The 21,395-nt window shown below is 67.6% G+C and carries 22 protein-coding genes and 1 tRNA gene; 12 read left to right on the top strand and 11 right to left on the bottom strand.

Going from position 1 to position 21,395, the window contains the following annotated elements; translation table 11 throughout:
* Nucleotides 1-187: 187 nt before the first annotated feature.
* The 5 genes from M8859_RS28635 (at nucleotide 188) to M8859_RS28615 (ending at nucleotide 4,041) form a co-directional block, all read left to right on the top strand.
* A complete protein-coding gene (locus tag M8859_RS28635; RefSeq protein WP_159927344.1) occupies nucleotides 188-745 on the top strand; it encodes an Rv2240c family protein in 558 nt (185 codons plus the stop codon).
* Between the two features lie 126 nt (nucleotides 746-871).
* Nucleotides 872-1,294 (top strand): DUF3052 domain-containing protein, encoded by a 423-nt coding sequence (locus tag M8859_RS28630; RefSeq protein ID WP_043688988.1) that lies wholly within the window; start codon nucleotides 872-874, stop codon nucleotides 1,292-1,294.
* A gap of 78 nt (nucleotides 1,295-1,372) precedes the next feature.
* On the top strand, nucleotides 1,373-1,837 hold the full coding sequence (locus tag M8859_RS28625; protein ID WP_159927346.1) for a peroxiredoxin: 465 nt from the start codon (nucleotides 1,373-1,375) through the stop codon (nucleotides 1,835-1,837).
* 18 nt (nucleotides 1,838-1,855) lie between these two features.
* Nucleotides 1,856-1,927 (top strand) — tRNA-Val (locus tag M8859_RS28620).
* A gap of 530 nt (nucleotides 1,928-2,457) precedes the next feature.
* Nucleotides 2,458-4,041: a hypothetical protein gene (locus M8859_RS28615; RefSeq protein WP_195070146.1), complete on the top strand. Its 1,584-nt coding sequence runs from the start codon at nucleotides 2,458-2,460 to the stop codon at nucleotides 4,039-4,041.
* 385 nt (nucleotides 4,042-4,426) lie between these two features.
* Here the strand turns inward: M8859_RS28615 and M8859_RS28610 are convergent, their stop codons facing one another.
* Nucleotides 4,427-5,245, bottom strand: coding sequence for a class I SAM-dependent methyltransferase (locus tag M8859_RS28610; RefSeq protein ID WP_195140156.1), 819 nt, complete (start codon nucleotides 5,243-5,245; stop codon nucleotides 4,427-4,429).
* Nucleotides 5,246-5,577: 332 nt separating this feature from the next.
* Here M8859_RS28610 and M8859_RS28605 point away from each other — a divergent pair, with 332 nt between their 5' ends.
* Nucleotides 5,578-6,420, top strand: a complete 843-nt coding sequence (locus M8859_RS28605; protein WP_236565584.1) for a methyltransferase domain-containing protein — start codon at nucleotides 5,578-5,580, stop codon at nucleotides 6,418-6,420.
* Between the two features lie 9 nt (nucleotides 6,421-6,429).
* Here the strand turns inward: M8859_RS28605 and M8859_RS28600 are convergent, their stop codons facing one another.
* On the bottom strand, nucleotides 6,430-6,774 hold the full coding sequence (locus tag M8859_RS28600) for a hypothetical protein (protein WP_195070145.1): 345 nt from the start codon (nucleotides 6,772-6,774) through the stop codon (nucleotides 6,430-6,432).
* Nucleotides 6,771-7,004: a hypothetical protein gene (locus M8859_RS28595; protein WP_249645084.1), complete on the bottom strand. Its 234-nt coding sequence runs from the start codon at nucleotides 7,002-7,004 to the stop codon at nucleotides 6,771-6,773. The genes M8859_RS28600 and M8859_RS28595 overlap by 4 nt, the downstream gene beginning before the upstream one ends.
* Nucleotides 7,005-7,376: 372 nt before the next feature.
* On the opposite strand from M8859_RS28595, the gene M8859_RS28590 reads away from it, so the two are divergent.
* Nucleotides 7,377-8,606 (top strand): helix-turn-helix domain-containing protein, encoded by a 1,230-nt coding sequence (locus M8859_RS28590; protein ID WP_255466240.1) that lies wholly within the window; start codon nucleotides 7,377-7,379, stop codon nucleotides 8,604-8,606.
* Between the two features lie 82 nt (nucleotides 8,607-8,688).
* Here the strand turns inward: M8859_RS28590 and M8859_RS28585 are convergent, their stop codons facing one another.
* Entirely contained in the window at nucleotides 8,689-8,925 is a 237-nt protein-coding gene (locus M8859_RS28585) for a hypothetical protein (protein ID WP_195140158.1), read from the bottom strand.
* A 286-nt stretch (nucleotides 8,926-9,211) separates the two neighbouring features.
* Here M8859_RS28585 and M8859_RS28580 point away from each other — a divergent pair, with 286 nt between their 5' ends.
* On the top strand, nucleotides 9,212-9,523 hold the full coding sequence (locus M8859_RS28580; RefSeq protein ID WP_159930636.1) for a DUF3303 domain-containing protein: 312 nt from the start codon (nucleotides 9,212-9,214) through the stop codon (nucleotides 9,521-9,523).
* Nucleotides 9,524-9,584: 61 nt separating this feature from the next.
* Here M8859_RS28580 and M8859_RS28575 read toward each other — a convergent pair whose 3' ends face one another.
* Together M8859_RS28575 and M8859_RS28570 are read right to left on the bottom strand one after the other, a co-directional pair.
* Nucleotides 9,585-10,118: a DUF3145 domain-containing protein gene (locus M8859_RS28575; RefSeq protein WP_039796858.1), complete on the bottom strand. Its 534-nt coding sequence runs from the start codon at nucleotides 10,116-10,118 to the stop codon at nucleotides 9,585-9,587.
* 96 nt (nucleotides 10,119-10,214) lie between these two features.
* Nucleotides 10,215-11,048, bottom strand: coding sequence for a serine hydrolase domain-containing protein (locus tag M8859_RS28570; protein WP_195070141.1), 834 nt, complete (start codon nucleotides 11,046-11,048; stop codon nucleotides 10,215-10,217).
* A gap of 42 nt (nucleotides 11,049-11,090) precedes the next feature.
* On the opposite strand from M8859_RS28570, the gene M8859_RS28565 reads away from it, so the two are divergent.
* Nucleotides 11,091-12,284: a serine hydrolase domain-containing protein gene (locus M8859_RS28565; protein WP_249645083.1), complete on the top strand. Its 1,194-nt coding sequence runs from the start codon at nucleotides 11,091-11,093 to the stop codon at nucleotides 12,282-12,284.
* A gap of 123 nt (nucleotides 12,285-12,407) precedes the next feature.
* Nucleotides 12,408-12,755 (top strand): iron chaperone, encoded by a 348-nt coding sequence (locus M8859_RS28560; RefSeq protein ID WP_195070140.1) that lies wholly within the window; start codon nucleotides 12,408-12,410, stop codon nucleotides 12,753-12,755.
* A gap of 6 nt (nucleotides 12,756-12,761) precedes the next feature.
* Here M8859_RS28560 and M8859_RS28555 read toward each other — a convergent pair whose 3' ends face one another.
* From M8859_RS28555 to M8859_RS28545, 3 genes are all read right to left on the bottom strand, one after another.
* On the bottom strand, nucleotides 12,762-13,892 hold the full coding sequence (locus M8859_RS28555; protein WP_159930640.1) for an NDMA-dependent alcohol dehydrogenase: 1,131 nt from the start codon (nucleotides 13,890-13,892) through the stop codon (nucleotides 12,762-12,764).
* Between the two features lie 142 nt (nucleotides 13,893-14,034).
* Complete coding sequence (locus M8859_RS28550; protein ID WP_249645082.1) at nucleotides 14,035-14,565, bottom strand: DinB family protein; 531 nt, start codon at nucleotides 14,563-14,565, stop codon at nucleotides 14,035-14,037.
* Nucleotides 14,566-14,636: 71 nt separating this feature from the next.
* The gene (locus M8859_RS28545; RefSeq protein ID WP_159930641.1) at nucleotides 14,637-15,701 is read right to left on the bottom strand and encodes a phosphotransferase family protein; all 1,065 of its coding nucleotides are present in this window, start codon (nucleotides 15,699-15,701) and stop codon (nucleotides 14,637-14,639) included.
* A gap of 80 nt (nucleotides 15,702-15,781) precedes the next feature.
* Between M8859_RS28545 and pabB the strand changes: the two genes are divergently transcribed.
* Nucleotides 15,782-18,016, top strand: a complete 2,235-nt coding sequence (pabB, locus tag M8859_RS28540) for an aminodeoxychorismate synthase component I (protein WP_249645081.1) — start codon at nucleotides 15,782-15,784, stop codon at nucleotides 18,014-18,016.
* Between the two features lie 14 nt (nucleotides 18,017-18,030).
* On the opposite strand, the gene M8859_RS28535 is transcribed toward pabB, so the two are convergent.
* Nucleotides 18,031-18,528: a hypothetical protein gene (locus M8859_RS28535; RefSeq protein WP_195070139.1), complete on the bottom strand. Its 498-nt coding sequence runs from the start codon at nucleotides 18,526-18,528 to the stop codon at nucleotides 18,031-18,033.
* An 84-nt stretch (nucleotides 18,529-18,612) separates the two neighbouring features.
* Between M8859_RS28535 and M8859_RS28530 the strand changes: the two genes are divergently transcribed.
* On the top strand, nucleotides 18,613-20,643 hold the full coding sequence (locus M8859_RS28530; RefSeq protein WP_195070138.1) for a TerD family protein: 2,031 nt from the start codon (nucleotides 18,613-18,615) through the stop codon (nucleotides 20,641-20,643).
* An 18-nt stretch (nucleotides 20,644-20,661) separates the two neighbouring features.
* On the opposite strand, the gene M8859_RS28525 is transcribed toward M8859_RS28530, so the two are convergent.
* Nucleotides 20,662-21,387 (bottom strand): TetR/AcrR family transcriptional regulator, encoded by a 726-nt coding sequence (locus M8859_RS28525; RefSeq protein ID WP_195070137.1) that lies wholly within the window; start codon nucleotides 21,385-21,387, stop codon nucleotides 20,662-20,664.
* Nucleotides 21,388-21,395: the final 8 nt, after the last annotated feature.

Here is a 21,395-nt window from a genome sequence, read left to right as displayed (position 1 = left end):
GCTGATGGCGTCGGTATCCCCGGGCGGGTTCGCCGGTTGGCGGACCGCCCGTTTACGAAAGGTTCGGGCGCATCATCCATCCTTGCCGATGACGCGTCCCAAATCATCATGTCAGCCGTAAATCCAGTACCGTTCGACAGGCAAGGTGAGGATGACGAGCGTGGCAGCCCTGAGGAGCGGGAGAGCGATGAAGCTGCTGAACCCACGCGGGTTCGGAATGGTGTGCGCCAGCGGCGCCGTCGCCATCGGATTGGTCGTCGCGGGATGCGCCAACCGGGTGGAGGGCGTGGCGGGTCCGAACACCAGCGACCTGGCGGCGTACAAGACCGAGGCGGCGTCCTCGTCTGCGGCGGCGACCTCCTCGCGGCGTGCCGCGGCGCAGGCCAAGGCCATCGCCGACAATTGTGGCCAGTTCCCCTCCACCACCGGAGCGGGCGTGAGCAAGTACAACGAATTCGTCGACGCGCACGATGCGAACGCGCCCGACTACGTCGCCAAGCGCGACTCGGCGGTGCAGACCCTCGAGGACGCCGCGAACAAGGTGGAAAGCGGCGTGAACTCCGCCAGGGACGCGCTTCCTCCGGATCTTGCCGCGAAGTTCACCGAGTACGTGAACGCCGCCCGCGCGCTGGCCGCCGAGACCCGCCCGATGACCTACACCGCTCCGGTCGCGGCGCTCAACGACGCCAGCAGGCGGGTCAACGACGCTCGCAACGTCGTGCGCGACTCGTGTCCGAAACGCTGAGAAAGCCCTTGACACACCATCGCGACGCGACATTCCGTAGCTATTTCGCCGGATCGGCTTGCGCTGAAGCCCATAACCATGTTCGCTTGCAACTACCTACTGTCGGGAGTTGAGGAGGACACCACCGTGGTCGCCGCGGCGGACGCGCAGAACTACGCTCAGAAGCTTGGCATTACACACGGCTTGGTTGTCCAGGAATTGGGCTGGGACGAGGACGTCGACGACGAACTGAGGGCCGACGTCGAAGACGCGGTCGGCGGCGAACTCGTAGACGAGGACTCCGACGAGGTGATCGACGTCGTGCTGCTGTGGTGGCGCGACGGCGACGGTGACCTGGTGGACGCACTGATGGACGCGATCGGCCCACTGGCCGACGACGGTTTCGTCTGGGTGCTCACCCCCAAGACCGGACAGCCCGGCCATGTCGAGCCGAGCGAAATCGCAGAATCCGCACCGACCGCCGGTCTGACTCAGACCTCGGCGATCAGTCTCGGCTCGTGGACGGGTAGCAGGCTGGTTCAGCCCAAGGCGCCCTCGAAACAGCGCTGAACCACCGCGCTATGGTTTCCACCAGGGTTGGTCCCGCAGGGCCGCCCGGTGGAAACCCGACACGATGGAGGATTCGCTATGCCGCTCGAGGTCGGCACTGTCGCGCCGGATTTCACGCTGAAGGACCAGAACAACCAGGAAGTGACCCTGTCGGACTTCCGGGGCAAGAAGAATGTCCTCATCGTGTTCTATCCGCTCGCCTTCACCGGCATCTGCCAGGGCGAGCTGTGCAAGGTCCGCGACGAGCTGCCCAAGTTCCAGAACGACGACGCGGAGATCCTCGCGATCTCGGTCGGCCCGCCGCCCACGCACAAGATCTGGGCGGCCGAGCAGGGCTACACCTTCCCACTGCTGTCGGATTTCTGGCCGCACGGCGCGGTGGCGCAGGCCTACGGGGTCTTCAACGAGAAGTCGGGCTACCCCAACCGCGGCACGTTCGTCGTCGACCGCGAGGGCTACATCCGCTTCGCCGAGATGAACGGCCCCGGCGAGCCCCGTGACCAGGCGGCTTGGGAGAAAGCGCTCGCCGCGCTAGATTCATAAGCCGCCGGTAACGGCCACGGGCGTATAGCTCAGCGGTAGAGCACTGGTTTTACACACCAGCGGTCGGGGGTTCGATCCCCTCTGCGCCCACAGAAGAAGTACGGATGGACTGTGACGGGCCGGCGATGGCTGCCCCACGGCGATTTACGTGGGGTAGGTAGAAGGATGCTTGGCGTGGACACGCAGAATTCCCCGAGATGCCCGCTCGCCATGACAGAGAACCGGGCTGTACGGTGGCACCAGATTGTGACACCTTCCTGGGTGCCGGAGCGGGGCTCGTGACCATTCCCTCACTCGGCGGCCGGTTGGTGTTCGATCTTCGCCGCCCGAGCCGAAGTCGTTCCGCGAGCTCATCGTCGGCGGCACCCACGAAGGTTCGGCCGCAGCCCCGGCGCACAGCGGCTCGTGTGCCCAGCTCCCCCCTCCGTCAGTGGCGTCCGACCTCATCGAGGGATTACAAGGGGTTCCGGTAACAGTCGCTAACTGTGAAAACACAGCTGAACGGCCCGGAGCTCCGGGCCGCCGACAGCGGGCCGCGGCTCAGCTCAGGAGTCGGGTTGTGCTTCTGCGAGGCCAGCAATGGCTCGATCCCGGTTCTGGGAAGGCGATAGATTCTGGCCATGACGGAACCGTCGACCGAGCACGTATCCATTCACGACTTCCTGGCAGGTCATCGTGAGCCCGACGGCAGGTTGGGCGCGGGCGCGGTAACGTTACCCGACGAAGTCGGCGGCGGGGGTATCCAGGTCGGTCCCGGTGGTGATATCCGGTGGGGTCCCGGCACGCTGGACGGGATGCTGGTCCAGCATCATCCGCTCGGGCATCCGGAAGGACTCGAAGAACTGCTGCGCGCCCTGGTGACCTTCGTGGCCGGCGAGCAGTCCATGATAAGCACCGAGCTGGTAGAGGCAGCCCGCGCGCACGGGTCGGCTTCGACACTGCTGGCGACCCGCGGTGTGCTGCTGGAATGGGACACCTTCCGCGGCCGCCACGCCCGCGTCTATTCGCTTGGCTCCGCATTGGTTACTCAGAGTGCCGAACGCGGGCTGGTCAAGCTGGGCATTGTTCTGCTGTCGCTGTTCCGGACAGTGGAGGAGGCGGATCACCAGGCATTGCTGACGCTGGCGCTGCATGACGAGTTCACCCTCTACGTCATCCGAGCGTTGGAGTACAGTCGGCCGGATCCGGTCGCCGAAATGTTCTGGTTGGCTCAGCGGGTATCCGGCTGGGGCCGCGTGCATCTGGTGGAGCGCTTGGTGAAGGCCCATCGGCCGACTCCGGAGATCATGGACTGGATTGTGCGGCACGGTTTCCGCAACGATGTCGACGTCCTATATCTGGCCTACATTCCCGCCATCCACGGTGACCTGCCCGGTCGACTGCTCGTCGCCGAACAGGACACCGAGCTGCTGTACGCGGTGAGCGATGTCCTCTCCGCCCTGTTCACCGAAGGCGGCCCGGTCACCTGGGATATCCGCGATTACCCTGACGCATTCATTGTGGCAACGCAGTTCCTGGCCCGGGTTGCCGAACAACCCGCGAATGTGCGTCTGCTGCATGGCGTCACCCGCATCCGCTCCGCACTGGACGGAGACCGCGCACAGTGGTCTGCGGACTGGACCACCGAGCGGCGCGCGGACCTCTCACGCCGCTGCACCGATCTGATTCGACACCCCGCTTGGATCGAGGCGGCCCGAACCGCCCTCTTCACCGCCACCACCAGCGCCGACTACTTCCAAGCTGCCGCGGCGTGCCAAGCAGCCGGTATCTCCACCATCAGCTCCGACGTCGACCGCCTGCGTGCCGACCCCCTGTCGCCGGGTCTGTGGTCGAGTGTGCTGGAACAGGCGGAAGATGATGTCATCGAAGACCTCATGGAGTTGGCCACAGACATCCTGCCGCTCGACCGGATCGGCACCGGGCCCGCCCACGAAACCGGTTTCGGCAGCGGGTTCGAACCGCACCGCTGCCTGTGGCTGCTGATACCGAAACTGTCGGACCATCCTGGCGTCGGCTGGCCGTTGATCGCCGCGGCGCTGCTCAGTCCCGTCCCCAGTAATCGAGCATCTGCCGCCGATATCCTCGCCCAGTGGACCCCCGATCGCTGGCCTCCTGAAGCTGAACCCAGCCTTCGTCAGGCCGCCGCCCGCGAACCTGACGACACCGTCCGCCGCAAGCTGCAGCAGGTGCTACGCGTCCGGTAAGAGGCCGCTTACAAAGGTCGATCCGCTTGTACGCTGTGCCGACCTCGATATTCCGAACGTGCCCACGAGCGCAGCTGCGTAAGTTAGTTCCTTGGCTGCCGCGCCGGCCGTAGTCGCCGAGCGTGATTCGCCTGCGACAAGATGGGCTCGTAAGTCCATTCCCCTGGTCGCGTCGCGTCATCGCGGGTGCGCGCACCGCTGCCGGGTCGACCGCACGGGAGGCCAGAATCTCCTGGCGGAGCCGAGTGCTGGACCGATGAAGCGGTTCAGGGTTGGTACCGGTGCCAGCACCAACCGCTTGGACTGTTCCGTACAGCTTTCAAATGCACAGGAATCGCTTGAAGCGTCGGTAGGCGGCTCGTTCGATCGATGACGGGTGACCAGGTCAGGCCGCGCGGCGTGCGGTGACCAAAAGGTACTCCCACTCCATGCGCCCGTTGCCCAGGTCGTGCCGGGCAGCGAGTTCCGCGAGTTCCCGGTCCAACCGCGTGATGCGCTCGGGTTCCGCGGCGATGGCCTTGTACACCGCGACCGTCGGGCCGTAGTAGGACTTGAAGAAGTCGCGGAACTCGGCCCCGTCGGCGAAACGATCGATTTCCGCGTTCTCGCGCCGCAACTCCAGGTCGGCGACGCGATCGCCCAGCAGGGACCGCACGTGCGCCTCGTCGCCCCACAGCGGAGGCGGCTGCGCACCGGGCGGGGGCGGCGGAGCGAACGGTTTCATGGTGGCGAACATCTGGCCGATGAATCCGCTGGGTGTCCAGTTGATCAGCCCGATCGTGCCGCCCGGCTTGACCACGCGCACCAATTCGTCCGCGGCCGCCTGGTGGAACGGCGCGAACATCAGGCCGACGCAGGAGATCACGGCATCGAACTCGGCATCGGCGTAGGGCAATGCCTCGGCGTCGGCTTCCTGCCATCGCAGCTCGACGCCCCGGGCAGCGGCGATACGCCGGCCCGCCTCGAACAGCTCCGGCGTGAGGTCGCTCGCCACGACGTCCGCACCGGCCTCCGCGGCCGGGATCGCCGCGTTGCCGGATCCGGCCGCGATGTCCAGCACGCGCTGCCCCGGACCGATACGGCAGGCCTCGACCAGACGCCGGCCCAGCGCGGGGATGACTTCGGCGGCGATGGACGGATAGTCGCCCAGTGCCCACATCGCGCGGTGCCGCCTCTTGAGATCAGCGGAGCCTGATTCGGCCATCTGACGCTCCCTCTGTAGTCGGGCCGGTGGACGCTGCCGAAGAATCCTTCAGCGCCGAACCGATCGTCGAAACCGCGAGCCGAGCAGGTGTTACCCCACAAAGATCATCACAAACGGGACCACCTCACGCGGCGAATCGACTACTTCCCTCATGCCTAGCTCCACTCCACCCTGACGACATCGGATGAAATCCGGCACGCCGACGAATGGAACCGATGCATCGCCATTCGAGCTTGGATCGGCATGCTGGGCGCGAAGGCGGTACCCGGCGTCGACAGCGAGGGGATGACCGGACACTGCCGTCGACAGCGGTGCGGGGCTAGTGTCGGGGCATGTCGAGCAAGCCCTCGCCGCCCGTCCCCTCGTTCCACGTGGACGCGATCCCGGACGCTTCGAGCGCGTCCACCGACGACCCGATGGCCGCTCTGGTCGGCATCCTCGACCTCCAAGCGGCGCTGCCGGGTATCCGGCGCATGCGCGCGTGGGGACATGAGGTCCTGGCCGTCCGGCCGGGCGAACGCGCGCTGGACATCGGCGCCGGAACAGGCACCGAGGTGATCGAACTCGCCGACCGGGTCGGCCCCGGCGGCGACGCGGTCGGGGTCGACCCGAATCCGGCGATGCTCGCCATCGCTCGTGGACGCGCAGAGACCGCGAACACTCGGGCCCGCTTCGTCGAGGGAACCGCCTATCACTTGCCGTTCCCGGACGGTTACTTCGACGCGGTGCGTTGCGAGCGGGTCTACCAGCACCTCGACGACCCGGCGGCAGCCACCGCCGAGATCACCCGAGTTCTGCGACCGGGCGGCCGCGCGCTACTCATCGACAGCGACTGGCACACCGTCATCACCCATCCCGGCGACCCCGACGTCATCGCCCGCCTGACCAAGGCGATGCTCGCGACCACCCCGAACCCCGCATCCGGCCGGCACCTGCGCGGCCTGCTCAGCGCGGCCGGGTTCGCCATCGACGACATGGGATCGGAGGCGGTGATCTGGAACCCGGAAACCGCGCGCCCCCTGTTCACCCAGATGATCGCCTACGCCCGCACCGACGGCGCGATCTCCGAACAGGAAGGCCGCGACATCGTCTCCGCCATGGAAACCGGCATAGCCAAGGGCGACTATCACTTCTCGGTAACCATGTTCGCCGTACTCGGCCACAGAACAGAGTGAGCCCGACTGTCACCGCCGCCGACCCGCATCCGGCCGGATACGCCCCGCCTCGACCAGCGCCTGCCACGCGGTGGACTTGCGCGGACACTCACCGACACGACAGGCACGGTGCTGCTGCATCGTCATCTGAGCTTCCATGACGCCCATTACATGCTCGGGTGCCTCATGCTGAAAGCCCGTCGGCCGTACCGGCGAATCCATGCCAGAGCGCTCCCGTCGTACGCGCTGACTGATCTCCTCCACACTGCGTCCATCCGGTAGCCGGGCAGGCCACAGCGACACAGCCACGCCGACAAACACCGCCACGAGCAGACCTATGCCGACCGCGGCAGCAAACAACTGCAACCCGGTCACGGCAACCTCCGGTACGGATGGTTCGCGGGCAGCAACGACGGCCACCGATAACCACGCGGATACGTCTGTTCTGGACTGATCAGGTCGCATAGCTCGGTGATCGCCCGGACGAACGGCTCGACGTGCACCACCCCTGGCACGATCACCGCAGCCGCATCAGCCACCTGGATATGATCGACCGCCAGCAAAGCCGCAGTCCTGACCGCCGTTGCGAACACGACCACCTCCACCACGAAATATCCGCGCGCAGCGGCGATTTCCCGGATTGTCAACTCGTCGCGTATCACGTCCGGTCCGGAAACCTCGCGTCGGATGAATCCGACCGCGTTCGGCCCCAACTGTGTTGTTGCACAGCCGCTCTCACCGCCCATTGACGATCACTCCCCTGCTCGACTCATAGATGTGCCCTAGCCGCCGGGGATGTGAACGAATAGCGCTGCATCGACCTGGCGGCGGGCTGAGCAGCACGCTAGGCCGGTCCGATGAAGTGATCGGGTACGGTTCGTACCCCGCACTTCTCAGAGGCATCGTTTGTCCCGCTACAGCGGAGACCATCCGGTTAGGCTTGTCTCAATCGAACCAGCGGCGAGAGGGGTACAGCCGTGTACAGCTCCGATGACAATGCCCCGGTAGGCACACGAATCCGTCGGCACCGTGAACGAGCGGGCATGTCACGACCGGTCCTCGCAGGCTTGGTCGGCCGATCCGCCGAATGGTTGAAGGCCGTGGAGAACGGCCGCTTACAGACTCCGCGCCTTCCGATGCTGCTTCGGATCGCCCGCGCGCTGGAACTGAACGATCTGGCCGAGCTGACGGGTGACGGGCACGCGGTTCCCGTTGCGGTCTTCGCGGGCGAACGTCACGCTGCGCTGACCGATGTACAGTCCGCGCTGGCCGACTATCGCCTTCCTGCGACGAACCCATCGGTGAGCATCGAGCACCTCGCTACGCGGCTCCGACAGGCATGGCACGTGCGCCACGCGAGTCCCGACCACCGGACGCAGCTCGGTTCGTTGCTGCCCGGATTGATCAGGGACGCGCAAAGCGCTGCGCGTTCGCCCGGCGGCGATCGCCGGGCCGCCCGCCGTGTTCTGGCCGGGGTGTATCAGCTGGCGGACTTCTTCGTGGCCTATCAACCGGCTCCGGAACTAGTCTGGCTCGTCGCCGATCGCGCACTGAACGAGGGCTACGAGGCAGACGACCCATACCTGATCGCGAGCGGCGCATGGTCGATGGTCCAGGCGCTACGAGACTCGGGACGGTGGGGGGAGGGAATCGCATTGGCGCGTACTGCGATCACACAACTGGAGCCGCATCTGGACCGGGACGAGGCGTCCGATGACTGGCGCGGAATCGCCGGAGCTCTCCAGGCCGAGATCGCCTACGTCCAGGCCCGTCGCGGCCGCTACGGCGAAGCATGGGCGTCCTGGGAAGCTGCCCATCGGATCGCTCAGCGACTCGGGCCGACCTACCGGCATGTCCAGACATCGTTCTCGATGCCAGTGATGCAAGCGCACGCCACCACACTCGGGGTAGAGCTGCGCCGAGCAGGTGAAGGATTACGCGCGGCCCGTGGGTTCGATGCAGCTCGGATAGCGTCGGTACCTCGCCGCAGCCGCCACTTCATCGAGGTGGCTCGCGCCCATTATCAGCGTGACGAGTACGTAGCCGCGCTGGCAATGCTCGACAAGTCCGAACGCACGGCGCCCGAGACCATCCGATACAACGGCTACGCCCGCGAGATGCTGCACACGTTGCTGAAACGGCCACCATCGGGAATGCAAGACGACGTTCGAGCTCTGTGCGACCGAGTCGGCGTCACAACCAGATGATCTAGGACAGTGAACGCGGGTGAGCCGAGCCCGGTGTGAGATCGAATGTGACGGGAGCGTTGGCGCATGCCGCCAACGCGTCTCAGAACAGATGGCACTGATCCGCCGGAAGAATGCGGGCCAGGCACAAGCCCACGATGCCGAAGAACAGGACGCTCGCGATCGCGTTCCGTACTCCGTCGACCACAGCCGGGGGTACCTCCACTATCGCGGCGACCGGTTCGGCGGTGATCTCGGCGCTCGCGGCGGCGGGGACAGCCGTCGCGGCTGTCAGCGCGATCGTTGTGGCCGCGATGACGCGCATACCGGCATGTTTCATGGTCGGCTCCTCGCTATCGGCCCCGACCGTAGAACGACCGTACACACGTCTTCGAATCTCGGGCAGCCGCCATTTCTGGTGGCTGACAGTGGCGCGGCACTACCCCACGTGTCGGCGTGACCGTCGGACGTAGCTCTTCTGGCGGCTGGTACGAGATATTCCGACCCAGGGGTTGATGTACTCCCGCGCATCCTCCGAGCAGAGTTGACAACGCATCTCCTCGACAGCGCGGCGGCAAGGCAGGAGTCGGCTTCACCTGCGGCTCCGGCCATCAAAGGAGGATGAGATGAAGTACATGGTTTCCTGGACCTACCGTTGGACCGGCTCCGCGACCGAGAACGAAGCGGCTATTCGGCGCGCGTTGGAGGTGTTCGCCAATTGGAAGCCGCTCACGGGCATGGCGTACCACCAGTTCGTCGGCCGGCTCGACGGCAGCGGTGGGTTCGCGGTGGTCGAGACCGACAATCCGATGGACCTCGCCGACGCTCCGAACAAGTTCGCCTTTTTCGCGGAATACCAGATCTATCCCGTCGTCGACATCGCCGACGCTGTGCAGGCAGTCCAGGAGGGCGCGGAGTTCAGGGCGTCGATCACCTGAACATCCTCGGTCGGCTCGGGTTGGCTCGAACCGAACGAAACGTCGTGGCGTGCGGTCACATCTACCCCACGTCCCGGCGCAGCCAGGTGACCTCGGCGCCGGATTCCGTTCCATAGCGGTAGATTTCGAGGTCCTCGTCCCAGGCGGTGCCGAGGGCGCGGTCGATTTCGGCCGCCAGGTCGTAGGCGGAGTACTTCCCGAGTTCCCGGGTCGCCTGGAGCATGGCGCGCAGGCGCATCTCACCGATCATGACGTCGCCGTTGGCGCTCGTGGAACCGTGCCACAGACCGAGGCCGGGGACGAAGCTGTAGCGCTCGCCGTCCACGCCGTCGCTGGGATCCTCGGTCACCTCGAAGCGCAGAACCGGCCAGGAGCGCAATGATTGGGCGATCTTGGAGGCGGTGCCGACCGGACCGATCCACTCACTGGTGGCGCGCAGTTGACCGTCGGCCGGTTGAGCGGTCCAGCGCAGCTTCGCCGGGGCGCCAAGGGCCGAGGTGAGTGCCCATTCGACATGCGGGCACAGCGCGGCAGGCGACGAGTGGATGTAGACCACACCCGCCGTCGCATCCGCGAACTGACTCGATGCGCGCACCACCAACACCTCCAGCTTCGACGAGGAACGTCTTCCCCAACGATTTCGTCGAACTGGCGTTGCCTGAGTGTACTGGAGTGCCCGAAGTTACACGTGTTACTTCGTGACCGTGTCGCGCCCGGCAGTCGCCTCCGCCACGACAGCATCGCTCAGCGGTGGCCAAGCCGCGCGCGCCCAGTCGCCGAAATTCTCGTCGCTCAAGGCGAGACACGCCAACCCCGTTCTCGGGTCAACCCACAAAAATGTCCCGGATTGGCCGAAATGTCCATAGGTTTGTGGCGAATTCGTGCCACCGGTCCAGTGTGGAGTCTTACCGTCGCGGATTTCGAAGCCCAGGCCCCAGTCGTTGGGGCGCTGCGAACCGTAGCCGGGCAGAACGCCGTTCAAGCCCGGGAACTGGACAGAGGCGGCCTCGGCGTGCGTCTGCGCCGAGATCAAGCGCGGGTTCAGCAATTCGGCGGCGAAGCGGGTCAGATCCGCCGCGGTGGACCGCCCCGCGTGCCCGGCCGGACCGGCCAGCACCGACGCGGTCATGCCCAGCGGTCCGAACACCGCGTCGCGCAGGTACTCGTCGAACGCGATCCCGGTCTGCTCGGTGACGAACGCGGCGAGCACCTCGAATCCCGCGCTGGAGTAGATCCGCCTGGCTCCGGGCGCCGCCTGGACGTCGGTGGTGTCGAACGCGAGTCCGGACGCGTGCGCCAGCAGATGACGCACCGTGGCGCCGGGCGGCCCGGCGGGCTGATCGAGTTCGACCGCGCCCTCCTCTACCGCGACCAGAACGGCGTATGCCACCAAAGGCTTGGTCACCGACGCGAGCGGGAACACCCGCTCGACAGAACCTTCGCTCGCGACGCCGCCATCGGCGGTCACCACCGCGGCCGCCGCGTGCCGGACCGGCCATTCCCGAATCTGCTCGAGTGAACGCACCCTGCGAGCCTACGAGAACCGCGTGGCTACCATCGACTCACCATGAGTGAAAAGCCCACTGTTCACGGCGACGTCGCGTCCGGTTTCGAACCGGTCGCCGACGCCTTCGGCCGCAACTTCGAGCGGCACGGCGAAATCGGCGCCGCCGTAGCGGTCTACGCGGGCGAGCGCCCGGTGGTCGACCTGTGGGCAGGCTTCCGCGATCGGCGGCGCACACTGCCGTGGGAGCAGGACACGATCGTGCCGGTGTTCTCCTCGACCAAAGGCATGGCGGCGTTCACCGTCGCCGCCGCGGTCGCCGAAGGGCTGCTCGACTACGAGCAGCCGGTGGCGAAGTACTGGCCGGAGTTCGCCGCCCACGGCAAGGACACGATCACCGTGCGTCAACTGATCGACCATCAAGCGGGGCTGTCGGGCCTGAGCGAGATCGTGCGCCTGCCCCAGATCGCCGATCCGGACGGCCTCGCACCCGTTCTGGCGGCGCAGAAACCCGCCTGGCGGCCTGGCACCAGGCACGGCTATCACGCGATCACCCTCGGCCTCTATCAAGGCGAACTGCTGCGCCGGGTCGACCCGCGTCGCCGCACGCTCGGACGAATCTTCGCCGAGGACATCGCCGCACCGCTCGGCGCGGATTTCTTCATCGGCCTGCCGCCCGAGCAGAGCATGGATCGCATCGCCACGATGTCGGCCACCCGCGGCCTGGACATGCTGCGTTACGAACGCGATCTCCCGCTGCGGATCGGCGCGGAGATCTACGCCCGGCGCGGGCTGTCCTACGCGGCGCTGACCAACCCGCGCTGCGGGGCTCCGGCGCGGGCGACCCGGCGCGAATTCCTCGAGGTGGAACTGCCGGGGTCCAACGGAGTGGGCAACGCTCGCGCACTGGCCAAGGTCTACGGCGCGGCCGCGGGCCGCACCGGCGCGCTGCCGATCGACGACGCATTGCTCGACCGGCTCGCCGCCGAGGAGACCGCCGACGACGTCCCCGCCTACGACCTGGTGCTGCACACCAAGAGCCGCTACCACCTCGGCTTCCGCAAGTCGCGCGGCACGTTCCGATTCGGCTCGGACAAACGCGCCTACGGCACCACGGGCCTCGGCGGCTCGTTCGGGTTCGCCGACCCCGCCACCGGTCTGGGTTTCGGCTACACGATGAACCGGCTGGGGTTGGCCGTCCTCGACGACGTCCGTAGCCGCAACCTGCGCGAAGCCCTGCTGCGCTGCCGGATCTGAGCGCGGGAGCGCGGCGCGCCGAGCCGTCCGCGATTCCCGGTGCGGCGCGGTCGGCTGCCTACACTCACGGCGCCCGGGCCGGCGAAGAGCGGTCCGTAACCGACCGTGGAAGCGAGGGACCTCGTGGCAGACAAGCCGACCACCGTCGAGGCATATCTCGCCGCCTTCCCCTCCGACGTGCGGGAAGTCCTCGATGAGATCCGGCGCACCATCCAGACCGCCCTGCCGGATGCGAGTCAGGCGATCAGCTACGGCATCCCCACCTTCAAGCTGCACGGTCGCAACATCGTGCACTTCGCGGGTTGGCAGCACCACATCAGCCTCTACCCCATCCCGGACGGCGACCCGGCGTTGGAACGCGAGCTCGAGCCGTATCGGGCGGGCAAGGGGACGCTGCGTTTCCGGCTCGGCGAACCGGTGCCGTACGACCTGATCGCACGGATCGCCACCGCGCTCGCCGAGCAGCGGTGAGGCGCTCTACCAGTCCGCTTCGGTGTACTTGATGATGCCGCGGATGTTCTTGCCGTCCAGCATGTCCTGGTAGCCCTGGTTGATCTCCTCCAGGGAGTAGCTGCGGGTAACCATGTCGTCCAGGTTCAGCTGTCCCGCCTTGTAAAGCGCCAGCAGGCGCGGCGCGTCCTGACGGGCGTTGCCGCCACCGAAGATGCAGCCCTTGACCGTCTTCTGCAACATCGACAGCAGGAAGCTGTTCAGCTTCACGTCGTTCTCGTCCATCCGGCCCATCGAGGTGACCACCAACGTGCCCGCCTTCGAGGTGAGGATGAGGCCCTCCTCGATGTACTCGCCGCGCATCTCGCCCATGGTCAGGATGACCTTCTCGGCCATCCGTCCCTCGGTGGCCTCCATCAGCGGCATGATCGCGGCGGCCATGCTCTCGTAGGTGTGCGTGGCGCCGAACTTCTGCGCCTGCTCGCGTTTCCACGGATTGGGGTCGACGGCCACCACCTTCGAGGCGCCCGACAGCACCGCGCCCTGCAGCGCGCTCATGCCCACGCCGCCGATGCCCGCGATCACCACGGTCTCCCCCGGGGACACCTGGGCGACGTGGGTGGCGGAGCCGAAGCCGGTGGGGACGCCGCAGCCGACCAGGCAGGCCACCTCGAAGGGAATGCTCGGATCGATCTTGACCACCGAGGTGTGGTGCACCGTCATGTACGGCGCGAAGGTGCCCAGCAGGCACATCGGGATGACGTTCTCCCCGCGGGCCTGGATGCGGTAGGTGCCGTCGCTGATCGCCTGCCCCATGAGCAGGCCCGCGCCCAGGTCGCACAGCGCCATGTGTCCTGCCACGCACGCCGGGCAGCGACCGCACGCGGGGATGAACGACAGGATCACGTGGTCGCCGACCTGGAGATCGGCCGGGCAGTTCGGGCCCAGTTTCGTGATCACGCCCGCACCCTCGTGCCCGCCCATGACGGGGAAGGACGGCATCGGGGTCGCACCGGTCACGATGTGATGGTCGGAGTGGCACATGCCGGCGGTTTCCATCCGGATCTGCACCTCGCCGGCGACCGGGTCGCCGACCTCGATCTCCTCCACCGACCACTGCTGGTCGATCCCCCACAGGATCGCGCCCTTCGTCTTCATTCCTGTCGACCCTCTCGCATGCGCGTGCTTGTATGTGACTGCACCCACACTACGAGAAAAATGTAACGCGTTCTAGTACCGGCGGAAAAAATCGTCGGTATAGCGTGACCTCGAACCCGAACGCGTTACAGTTGCGCGACAGTCAGCCCCGGACGTCGTGCACGTGGTGCACCAGATCGTGCACGAAGTACCGCGCGAAGGACTCCACCGTGAACAGCGCCCCGTCGCTGCGCGCCCCGCGTAGCCCGCGCCGCCCGGGCGGCACCGACTCGAAGGAGCGCGCCACCCGCTCGGCCGCCTCGTCCAACTCCGCGGCCACCCGGGCCGGGTCCTGCTCGTTGTAGCGGTCGGCGATCGCGGTCGCGTCCTGATCCCAATTCGCGAAGCGTGGCGCCTCGCCGTCGGGGTCACCGTCGAGCATCTGACCGAGGCGAGTGTCGAACAGACGGCACACGTCGCGCACGTGCGCGCCGTATTCCAGCGCGGACCAGGTCGATTCGTCCGGTCGCGTGCGGACGCCCGGGCGGCCGAGTACCGCACCGAAGCGGACGGCTGTCTCCTTGGTGAGCGCGGGCACGGCTTCGTAAGTGGTCGCGGCGGCGTCGAAACCGCATTCCGGACAGGGCTGTTCGAGCACCCAGGTCCAGTCCTCGACGTCGGGAACGATCGGCATGCGCTCGAGGTAGGCGTGGCCGGATAACACCCTCAACCGATATCCGGTCAACTATCGCAACATCCCGACAGTCATTCCATCAGCCGCCGCGCCCGCTCGAAGAGTTCCAGCGTGATCGCGTGCAGGAAATCGCCCACCTGCTCAGGGGCCTTCCCGGCGAACGCGCGCGCGTGCGTGCCTTCCAGGACGATGCCGAGCTTGAAACAGGCCAGCACGGTGTACCAGGGCATCGCGCTCAGGTCGCGCTCGGAGAACTGCCCGTAGTGCGCGATCATCTCCTCCGCCGTCGGCAGCCCGCCGACCGCGCCGAGCTTGCCCACCAGCGCCGCGCCGGTGGTGCCCGGTTCCGGGCGGGTGGCGATCTGCCAGCCGAGGTCGAGCAGCGGGTCGCCGATGGTGGACATCTCCCAGTCGACCATCGCCGCCACCTGCGGACCGTCGAAGGAGAACATCATGTTCGCCAGATGGCAGTCGCCGTGCAGGATGCCCGGCGTCCACTGGGCGGGACGGTTGCGGTCCAGCCACTCGCCCACCGCCGCCACACCGGGGATCTGCGGACCGGGGTAGCCCTCGTTGGCCGAATAGGACTCGAGCTCACCGAGCCAGCGCGGCACCTGGCGCTCCAGGAAACCCTCCGGCTTGCCGTAGTCGGCCAAGCCGAGCGCGCGATAGTCCAGCGCGCCGAGCCGCGCGATGGCCTCGACCGCGGAAAGGCCCATCCGCCTGCGAATCTCCGGATCACTCGCGTGCAGCTGGGGCAGTTCGTTCTGCGGGTTGAAACCGTGGATCGGCTCCATCAGATAGAAGACCGCGCCGAGCACCGACTCGTCGGCGCAGGCCGCTATCACCCGGGGTGCGCGGACCTCGGTGTCGCCCAGCGCACCGAGCAGCCGGGCCTCGCGGCGAATCACATCGTTGCTCTTGGCTCGCAGGTGCTTCGGCCCACGGCGCAGCACGTAGGTGCGGCCACCGCGAGTGAAACGGAGCATGATGTTCTGCGTTCCGCCGCCCAGCGCGGTCACATCCTCGAAGTCCCCCGAGGGCAGACCCTGCTCATCCATCCACTTTCCGACGACGGCGAAGTCGACGACCGCGGGATCCACATCGACCGGTTGCGCAACAGACATGCCCCACATTGTGCACCACCTGCCGACCCTAACTGAAGGCAGACGACAACAGTTAGCTCTCACCGGCGCGGCGTAGGGTTTCCAGAACCATGCACACGCTGTTGATCGACAACTACGACTCCTTCACCTATAACCTGTATCAGCTGATCAGCGAGGTGAACGGCGTCGAGCCGACGGTCGTGCGCAACGACGAGGCGCGCACGGTCGCCGAACTCGATCTCGGCCGGTTCGACAACGTCGTCGTCTCGCCCGGACCGGGGCGGCCGGACGTGCCGCGCGACGTGGGAATTTCCGCGGCGGTGATCCGCGAGAGCCACCTGCCGCTGCTCGGGGTGTGCCTGGGCCATCAGGGCATCGTCGTCGCGGCGGGCGGCGTGGTCGCCGGGGCGCCCGCCGCCAGGCACGGCTATCTCGATCGCATCGAGCACGACGGCCGGCACCTGTTCGCCGGGCTTCCGCAAGGCTTCACCGCCGTGCGCTATCACTCGCTGGCCGCGCTGCGGCCGCTGCCAGGCGATCTGGAGGTCACCGCGCTGTCCGGCGACGGGGTCGTCATGGGCGTACGGCACCGCACCCGGCCGCAGTGGGGCGTGCAGTTCCACCCGGAGTCGATCGCCAGCGAGTTCGGCGCCGGTTTGCTGCGCAACTTCGCGAGACTCACCGCCACGCATCGCAGCCGACCTGCGCCTCCCACTGCGAGCCGGTCGATCGAGCGCGAGACCGCGCCGGACCCGGTCGCCTCGGGCTCCTCCCTTTCCCCCGCCTGGACCACGCACATGCCGCTCGCGGCCGAGCAGTTCCCCGCCGCAGCGGTCGAGCTCGAGCGTCCCACCGACCGCGGATCATCCGCCCGGGCCGCGGATCCGGTTCGCCCCGATCCTGCGCTCCCGCGGACCTTCCGGCTCCAGCGGTCCGTCATCGAACGGCCGATCGATACCGAGAGCGCGTTCGTGCAGCTGTACGGCAACTCCCCCACGGCGTTCTGGCTGGACAGCGAGCATGTCGAACCCGGAGCGGACCGGTTCTCCTTCCTGGGTGACGCCGGCGGCCCGCTGGCCGAGGTGCTGCGCTACCGCGTGGGCGACGGCGAGGTGACCGTCGAGTCCGCCGACGGACATCGGCGCACCGCACCGGGCGGCATCCTCGATTTCCTGGCCGCCGAACTGCGCAAGCGCCGCCTGGAAGCGCCCGAGCTGCCCTTCGATTTCGTCGGCGGCTACGTCGGCTATCTCGGCTATGAGGTGAAAGCCGACTGCGGTGCGAACGCGGTCCACCGCGCACCGACTCCCGACGCGCAGTGGATCTTCGCCGATCGAATGGTGGTCGTCGACCACGTCGGCGGGCGGACGCACCTGCTGGCGCTGAGCGACGACGGGGAAACCGCCCGATCCGCCGCCGACTGGCTGCGCGACACCCGCGAAACCCTGGATACCCTTCCGACCTGGACGAATCCGCCGCCGCTCGAGGTGCCTCAGGACGGCGACGCCGTCGCGCCGCTGCTCACTCGCGGCCGGGAGCGCTACCTCGCCGACATCGCGGTCTGCCACGAGCGGCTGCACGCCGGGGAGTCCTACGAGATCTGCTTGACCGACAGCGCCACGATCCCCGCCGCCGCGGCCGAAGGCCTCGATTTCTACCGCACGCTACGCCGGTGCAATCCCGCCCCGTATGCCGCCTATCTGCGCTTCGACGATCTCGACATCGCGTGCTCGTCGCCGGAGCGCTTCCTGAAGGTCGACCGCAGGCGCATCGTGGAGAGCAAGCCGATCAAGGGGACCGCGCCGCGCGGCGCGACCCCTGAGCAGGACGAGCGCCTGCGCCTCGAGTTGGCCGACAGTCCGAAGACCAGGGCGGAAAACCTCATGATCGTCGATCTGCTGCGCAACGATCTGGGCCGGGTCTGCGAGATCGGCAGCGTGTACGTGCCGAAACTGATGGCCACCGAGCAGTACGCGACCGTCCATCAACTGGTGTCCACGGTGCGCGGCAGGCTGCGGCCGGAGGTCGGCGTGATCGATTGCCTGCGCGCGTGTTTTCCCGGCGGATCGATGACCGGCGCGCCGAAGCTGCGCACCATGGAGATCATCGATGAACTGGAAACCGAGGCGCGCGGTGTCTATTCGGGCACGATCGGCTTCCTCGGGCTCGGTGGCACAGCGGACCTGAACATCGTGATCCGCACCGCCGTCCGCTACGGCGGACGCTGGCGAATCGGGGCGGGCGGCGCCATCGTGCTCGACTCCGACCCGGCCGAGGAGTACCACGAGGTCCTGGTCAAGGCGGCCGCCACGCTGCGCGCGGCCGCCGACCACGCACACCGCTGAACGCTCGTACTCGGTCATTTGCGCCGCTTGGCGGGCTTGCGCCGGGGCGGCTCCTCGGCGGGTTGTTCCGGCGCGCTCAGACCGGTCAGCTTGCCCAGCAAGGCGACGCCGGGCAACTTCGCCAATCGCCCGAGCACGTCCTCGCCGAGCGAGATCATCGCCTCCAGCCGGGGCAGCAGCCGGTCGTAGGCCGCGAAGGCCGGGTCGGCGAGGGCCAGAGTGCGGTCGAGCCGATCGATGGTGGAGTTGAGCCGTTCGATCGCGGTCGAGAGGTTCTCGACCAGGTCTGGCAATTGGGCGGCCAGCTGAGCCGATGCCGGCGGCAGCCGCACCGCCGCGTCGAACGCCGACGTCGCGGTCAGCTGGGCGGCTTCCAGCGCTTGGCCCGCGGCCGTCTGCGCGGCTTCGACGGCCGCCTGCGCGGCGGCCAGGACGTCGGTGGGACCGGGCACACGCCCACCGGGCAACTTCGGGGTCGGCGGCTTACGACCCGGGCGTTTCGGGTTCGTCATAGGACCACTGTGCCGCACGCCCCGCCGAAGGCCATCCCCTCGCACGTTCGGCGTGTCGGAGGGTCGTGGCATAGTGCGAGCACAATGAAACTCAGCAAGGGCGCGAACGCAGCGGTACCGACATCCCTTCTAGCCGTGGTTGTTTCATGGCGGTCGGAGCATGCGGTGGATGCGCACGCCTTGCTGCTGGACGCGTCCGGCACAGTCCGCTCGGACCGGGACCTCGTGTTCTACAACGCCCCGCGGCATGTCTCCCAGGCGGTCACGCTCGATCAGGAACCCGCGCCGGGCACCGCGCGACTGAGCGTCTCGCTGCCGCGCACCGAAGCCGACGTCGATCGCATCGTCGTCTCCGGTTCCGTGGACGGGGGCACTTTCGGCGACATCCACGGGCTGACCGTCGCCGTGCACTCCGTCGACGGTGCGGTCGTGACGTTCGAGATCGATGACGTGGACGCGGTGACCGCGCTGATGTTCGGTGAGTTCTACCGCCGCGACGAGCAGTGGCGTTTCCGCGCCATCGGCCAGGGCTGGTCCAGCGGACTGGCGGGGTTGGTCACCGAGTTCGGCGTCCGAATCGAGGATCCCTCGACGCCCGCCCGCACCACTCATCCCACCAACCCGTTCCGGGTACTCCGGTCCACCGCGACCACGTCGGCGCAGGAACGACTTCCGGCCCGCTCGACGCCCACGGCGGAGCCCGCCGACCAGCCCGCACGGCACGACCTCACCCCGGCCCGGCACGTCGCGCAAGGGCCTTTGCCCTCCGGCCCCGCCCTTGCGAACGGGGAATCCCCCGCCGGGATCGAGCGAGCCGACGTACCGAACGTCACCGCGGAAGACGTTCCATCGCAACTGGTAACCGATCACCACCGCCGGTCCGCCGAGCCGACCGGGCAATCCGCAGGGGCTCGACCGAGCTTCGACTCCCCCGCCTGGCCGCGCACCGAAGTGCTCGACCGCGTGGACACCTCGCCCTTGCCGCGCCCCCGACCGGTCGACCTCAACCGGTACATCCCCGAAACCGCACCGCACGCTCCCGTGCCACCCCCGAATCCCGAATACGCCGACTGGCACCCGGATCCGGACAACCCGCAACGCCTACGTTGGTGGGACGGGACCGAATGGACCGAGGACAGGCGGCTACGCCACCCGCACAGCGGCCGTCATTGCGATCGTTGCGGTAACCCGCTGCGCCGGAAGCTCTTCGGCGGGCTCGCACCGTGCCAAAGGTGTGAACAGGAGATCGAGGAATACCTCACCCATTGGCACACCCGGGCGTGGCGGGTGCTCACCGGCCACGGCCCGCGTGGTCCCGAGTGGGCGGCGTTGTGGGCGTCGTTGCGCTATCAGCGCATCGACGCCGAAGCGGGTCGGACGGCCTTGCGTGACGTGGCGCTCAGCTACGTCGAGCGGCTTGTCACCTTCGCCTTCGCCGACGGTGAGGTCAGGCACGCGGAACTGGAACTGTTCGAGCAGGCGGTCACCGAACTCGCGCTGGGTGGGCCGCTGATCGAGGATCTGCGCCGACGGATGCATCGCGGGAACACCCTCTACCGGCTGCGCACGGGCGATCTGCCGCTCGTCCGCACGCCGGGCCTGCACCTGGACCCCGAGGAGACGGTGCATCTGGACCTGCCCGCCACACACGTGCGTCAACTCGCTCGCGGCCCGAAGCTCACCGAGGGCAGGCTGATCGGCAGCAACAAGAAGCTGCGTTTCGTCGGCGCCGACACCGGCATCGAGATGCCCTGGTCCCGCGTCGTCTCCGTGCACGCGGAACAGGGGACGGTGGTGATCGCGGCCACCTCCGCGCGCGGCGGCGCGACCTTCGCCGTCGACGATCCGGACTACGTCACGGCCGCCCTGGAAGGCGCCCTGCGCGTGGCCAAACGTCTCGTCCTCACCCCGGGCCAGCGCGACACCCGAAGCATTCCGCAAGAGGTGAAGGCGCAGGTGTGGCAGCGCGACGGCGGACGGTGCGTCGAATGCGGCGACGGGCACTACCTGGAATTCGACCACATCATCCCGCTCAGCCGCGGCGGCGCGACCAGCGCCGCCAACCTCCAGATCCTGTGCCGCGCGTGCAATCGCGCCAAGGGCGCCCGCATATAGCGCACGAGCCACCGGGTCTCACTCGGCGAGCAGGCCCGCCGTGCGGCCGAGATCGGCCAGCATCGCGTCGAACAGGATCTCCGGATTCTCCAGCGGGATCGGGTAGTTCCCGAACACCTCGAGCGTGACATGGCCGTAGAGCCGCGCCCAGATCTGGATCATCAGATACGTCACCCCGAGATCCAGTTTCTCGGCGGGAAACTTCTGGCCCGACTCCGACAGCGCGGCCAGCAGTTCGGTCTGGAAGTGCGCCAAATCCTCGCGCAACTCCGGCGGGATGACGTCGGTGGGTGGGGTGACGATGTCGTAGTTGGCCAGCAGCCTGCCCGCCGCGGCCAGGAAGATCCGGCCGAACGGCTCGTCGAAGCGGCGCAGCGCGCGAGCCTGCCCGGTGCCGGGCGAAGCGAACACCAGGGTGAACTCCCTGGTGTGCGTCAGCGCCCAGCGCCGGAAGCCACGGCAGATGGCGAAGAACTGCACGGCGCCGTCGTCGGGCAGTGTGGCGATCTCCGCGGTCAGGTCTTCGGCCAGGTCGGCGCAGAAGTCCAGGCGCAGGCGCTCCAGCAGGTCTTCCAGCGACTTGTAATACCGGTACAGGGCGGGCGCGGTGACACCGAGCTCACGCGCGATGGCGCGCAGGGTGACCGCGTCGGGCCCGCGCTCGACCAGCAATCTGCTGGCGACCCGCCGGATGTCGGTGTCGGTCACCACCGGCGCACGGCCCCGTGGTCTGGACTGTTGCACCGAACGAT

This window comes from Nocardia sputi, from assembly GCF_023501985.1.
This window is presented reverse-complemented; position numbering and strand designations above follow the sequence as displayed.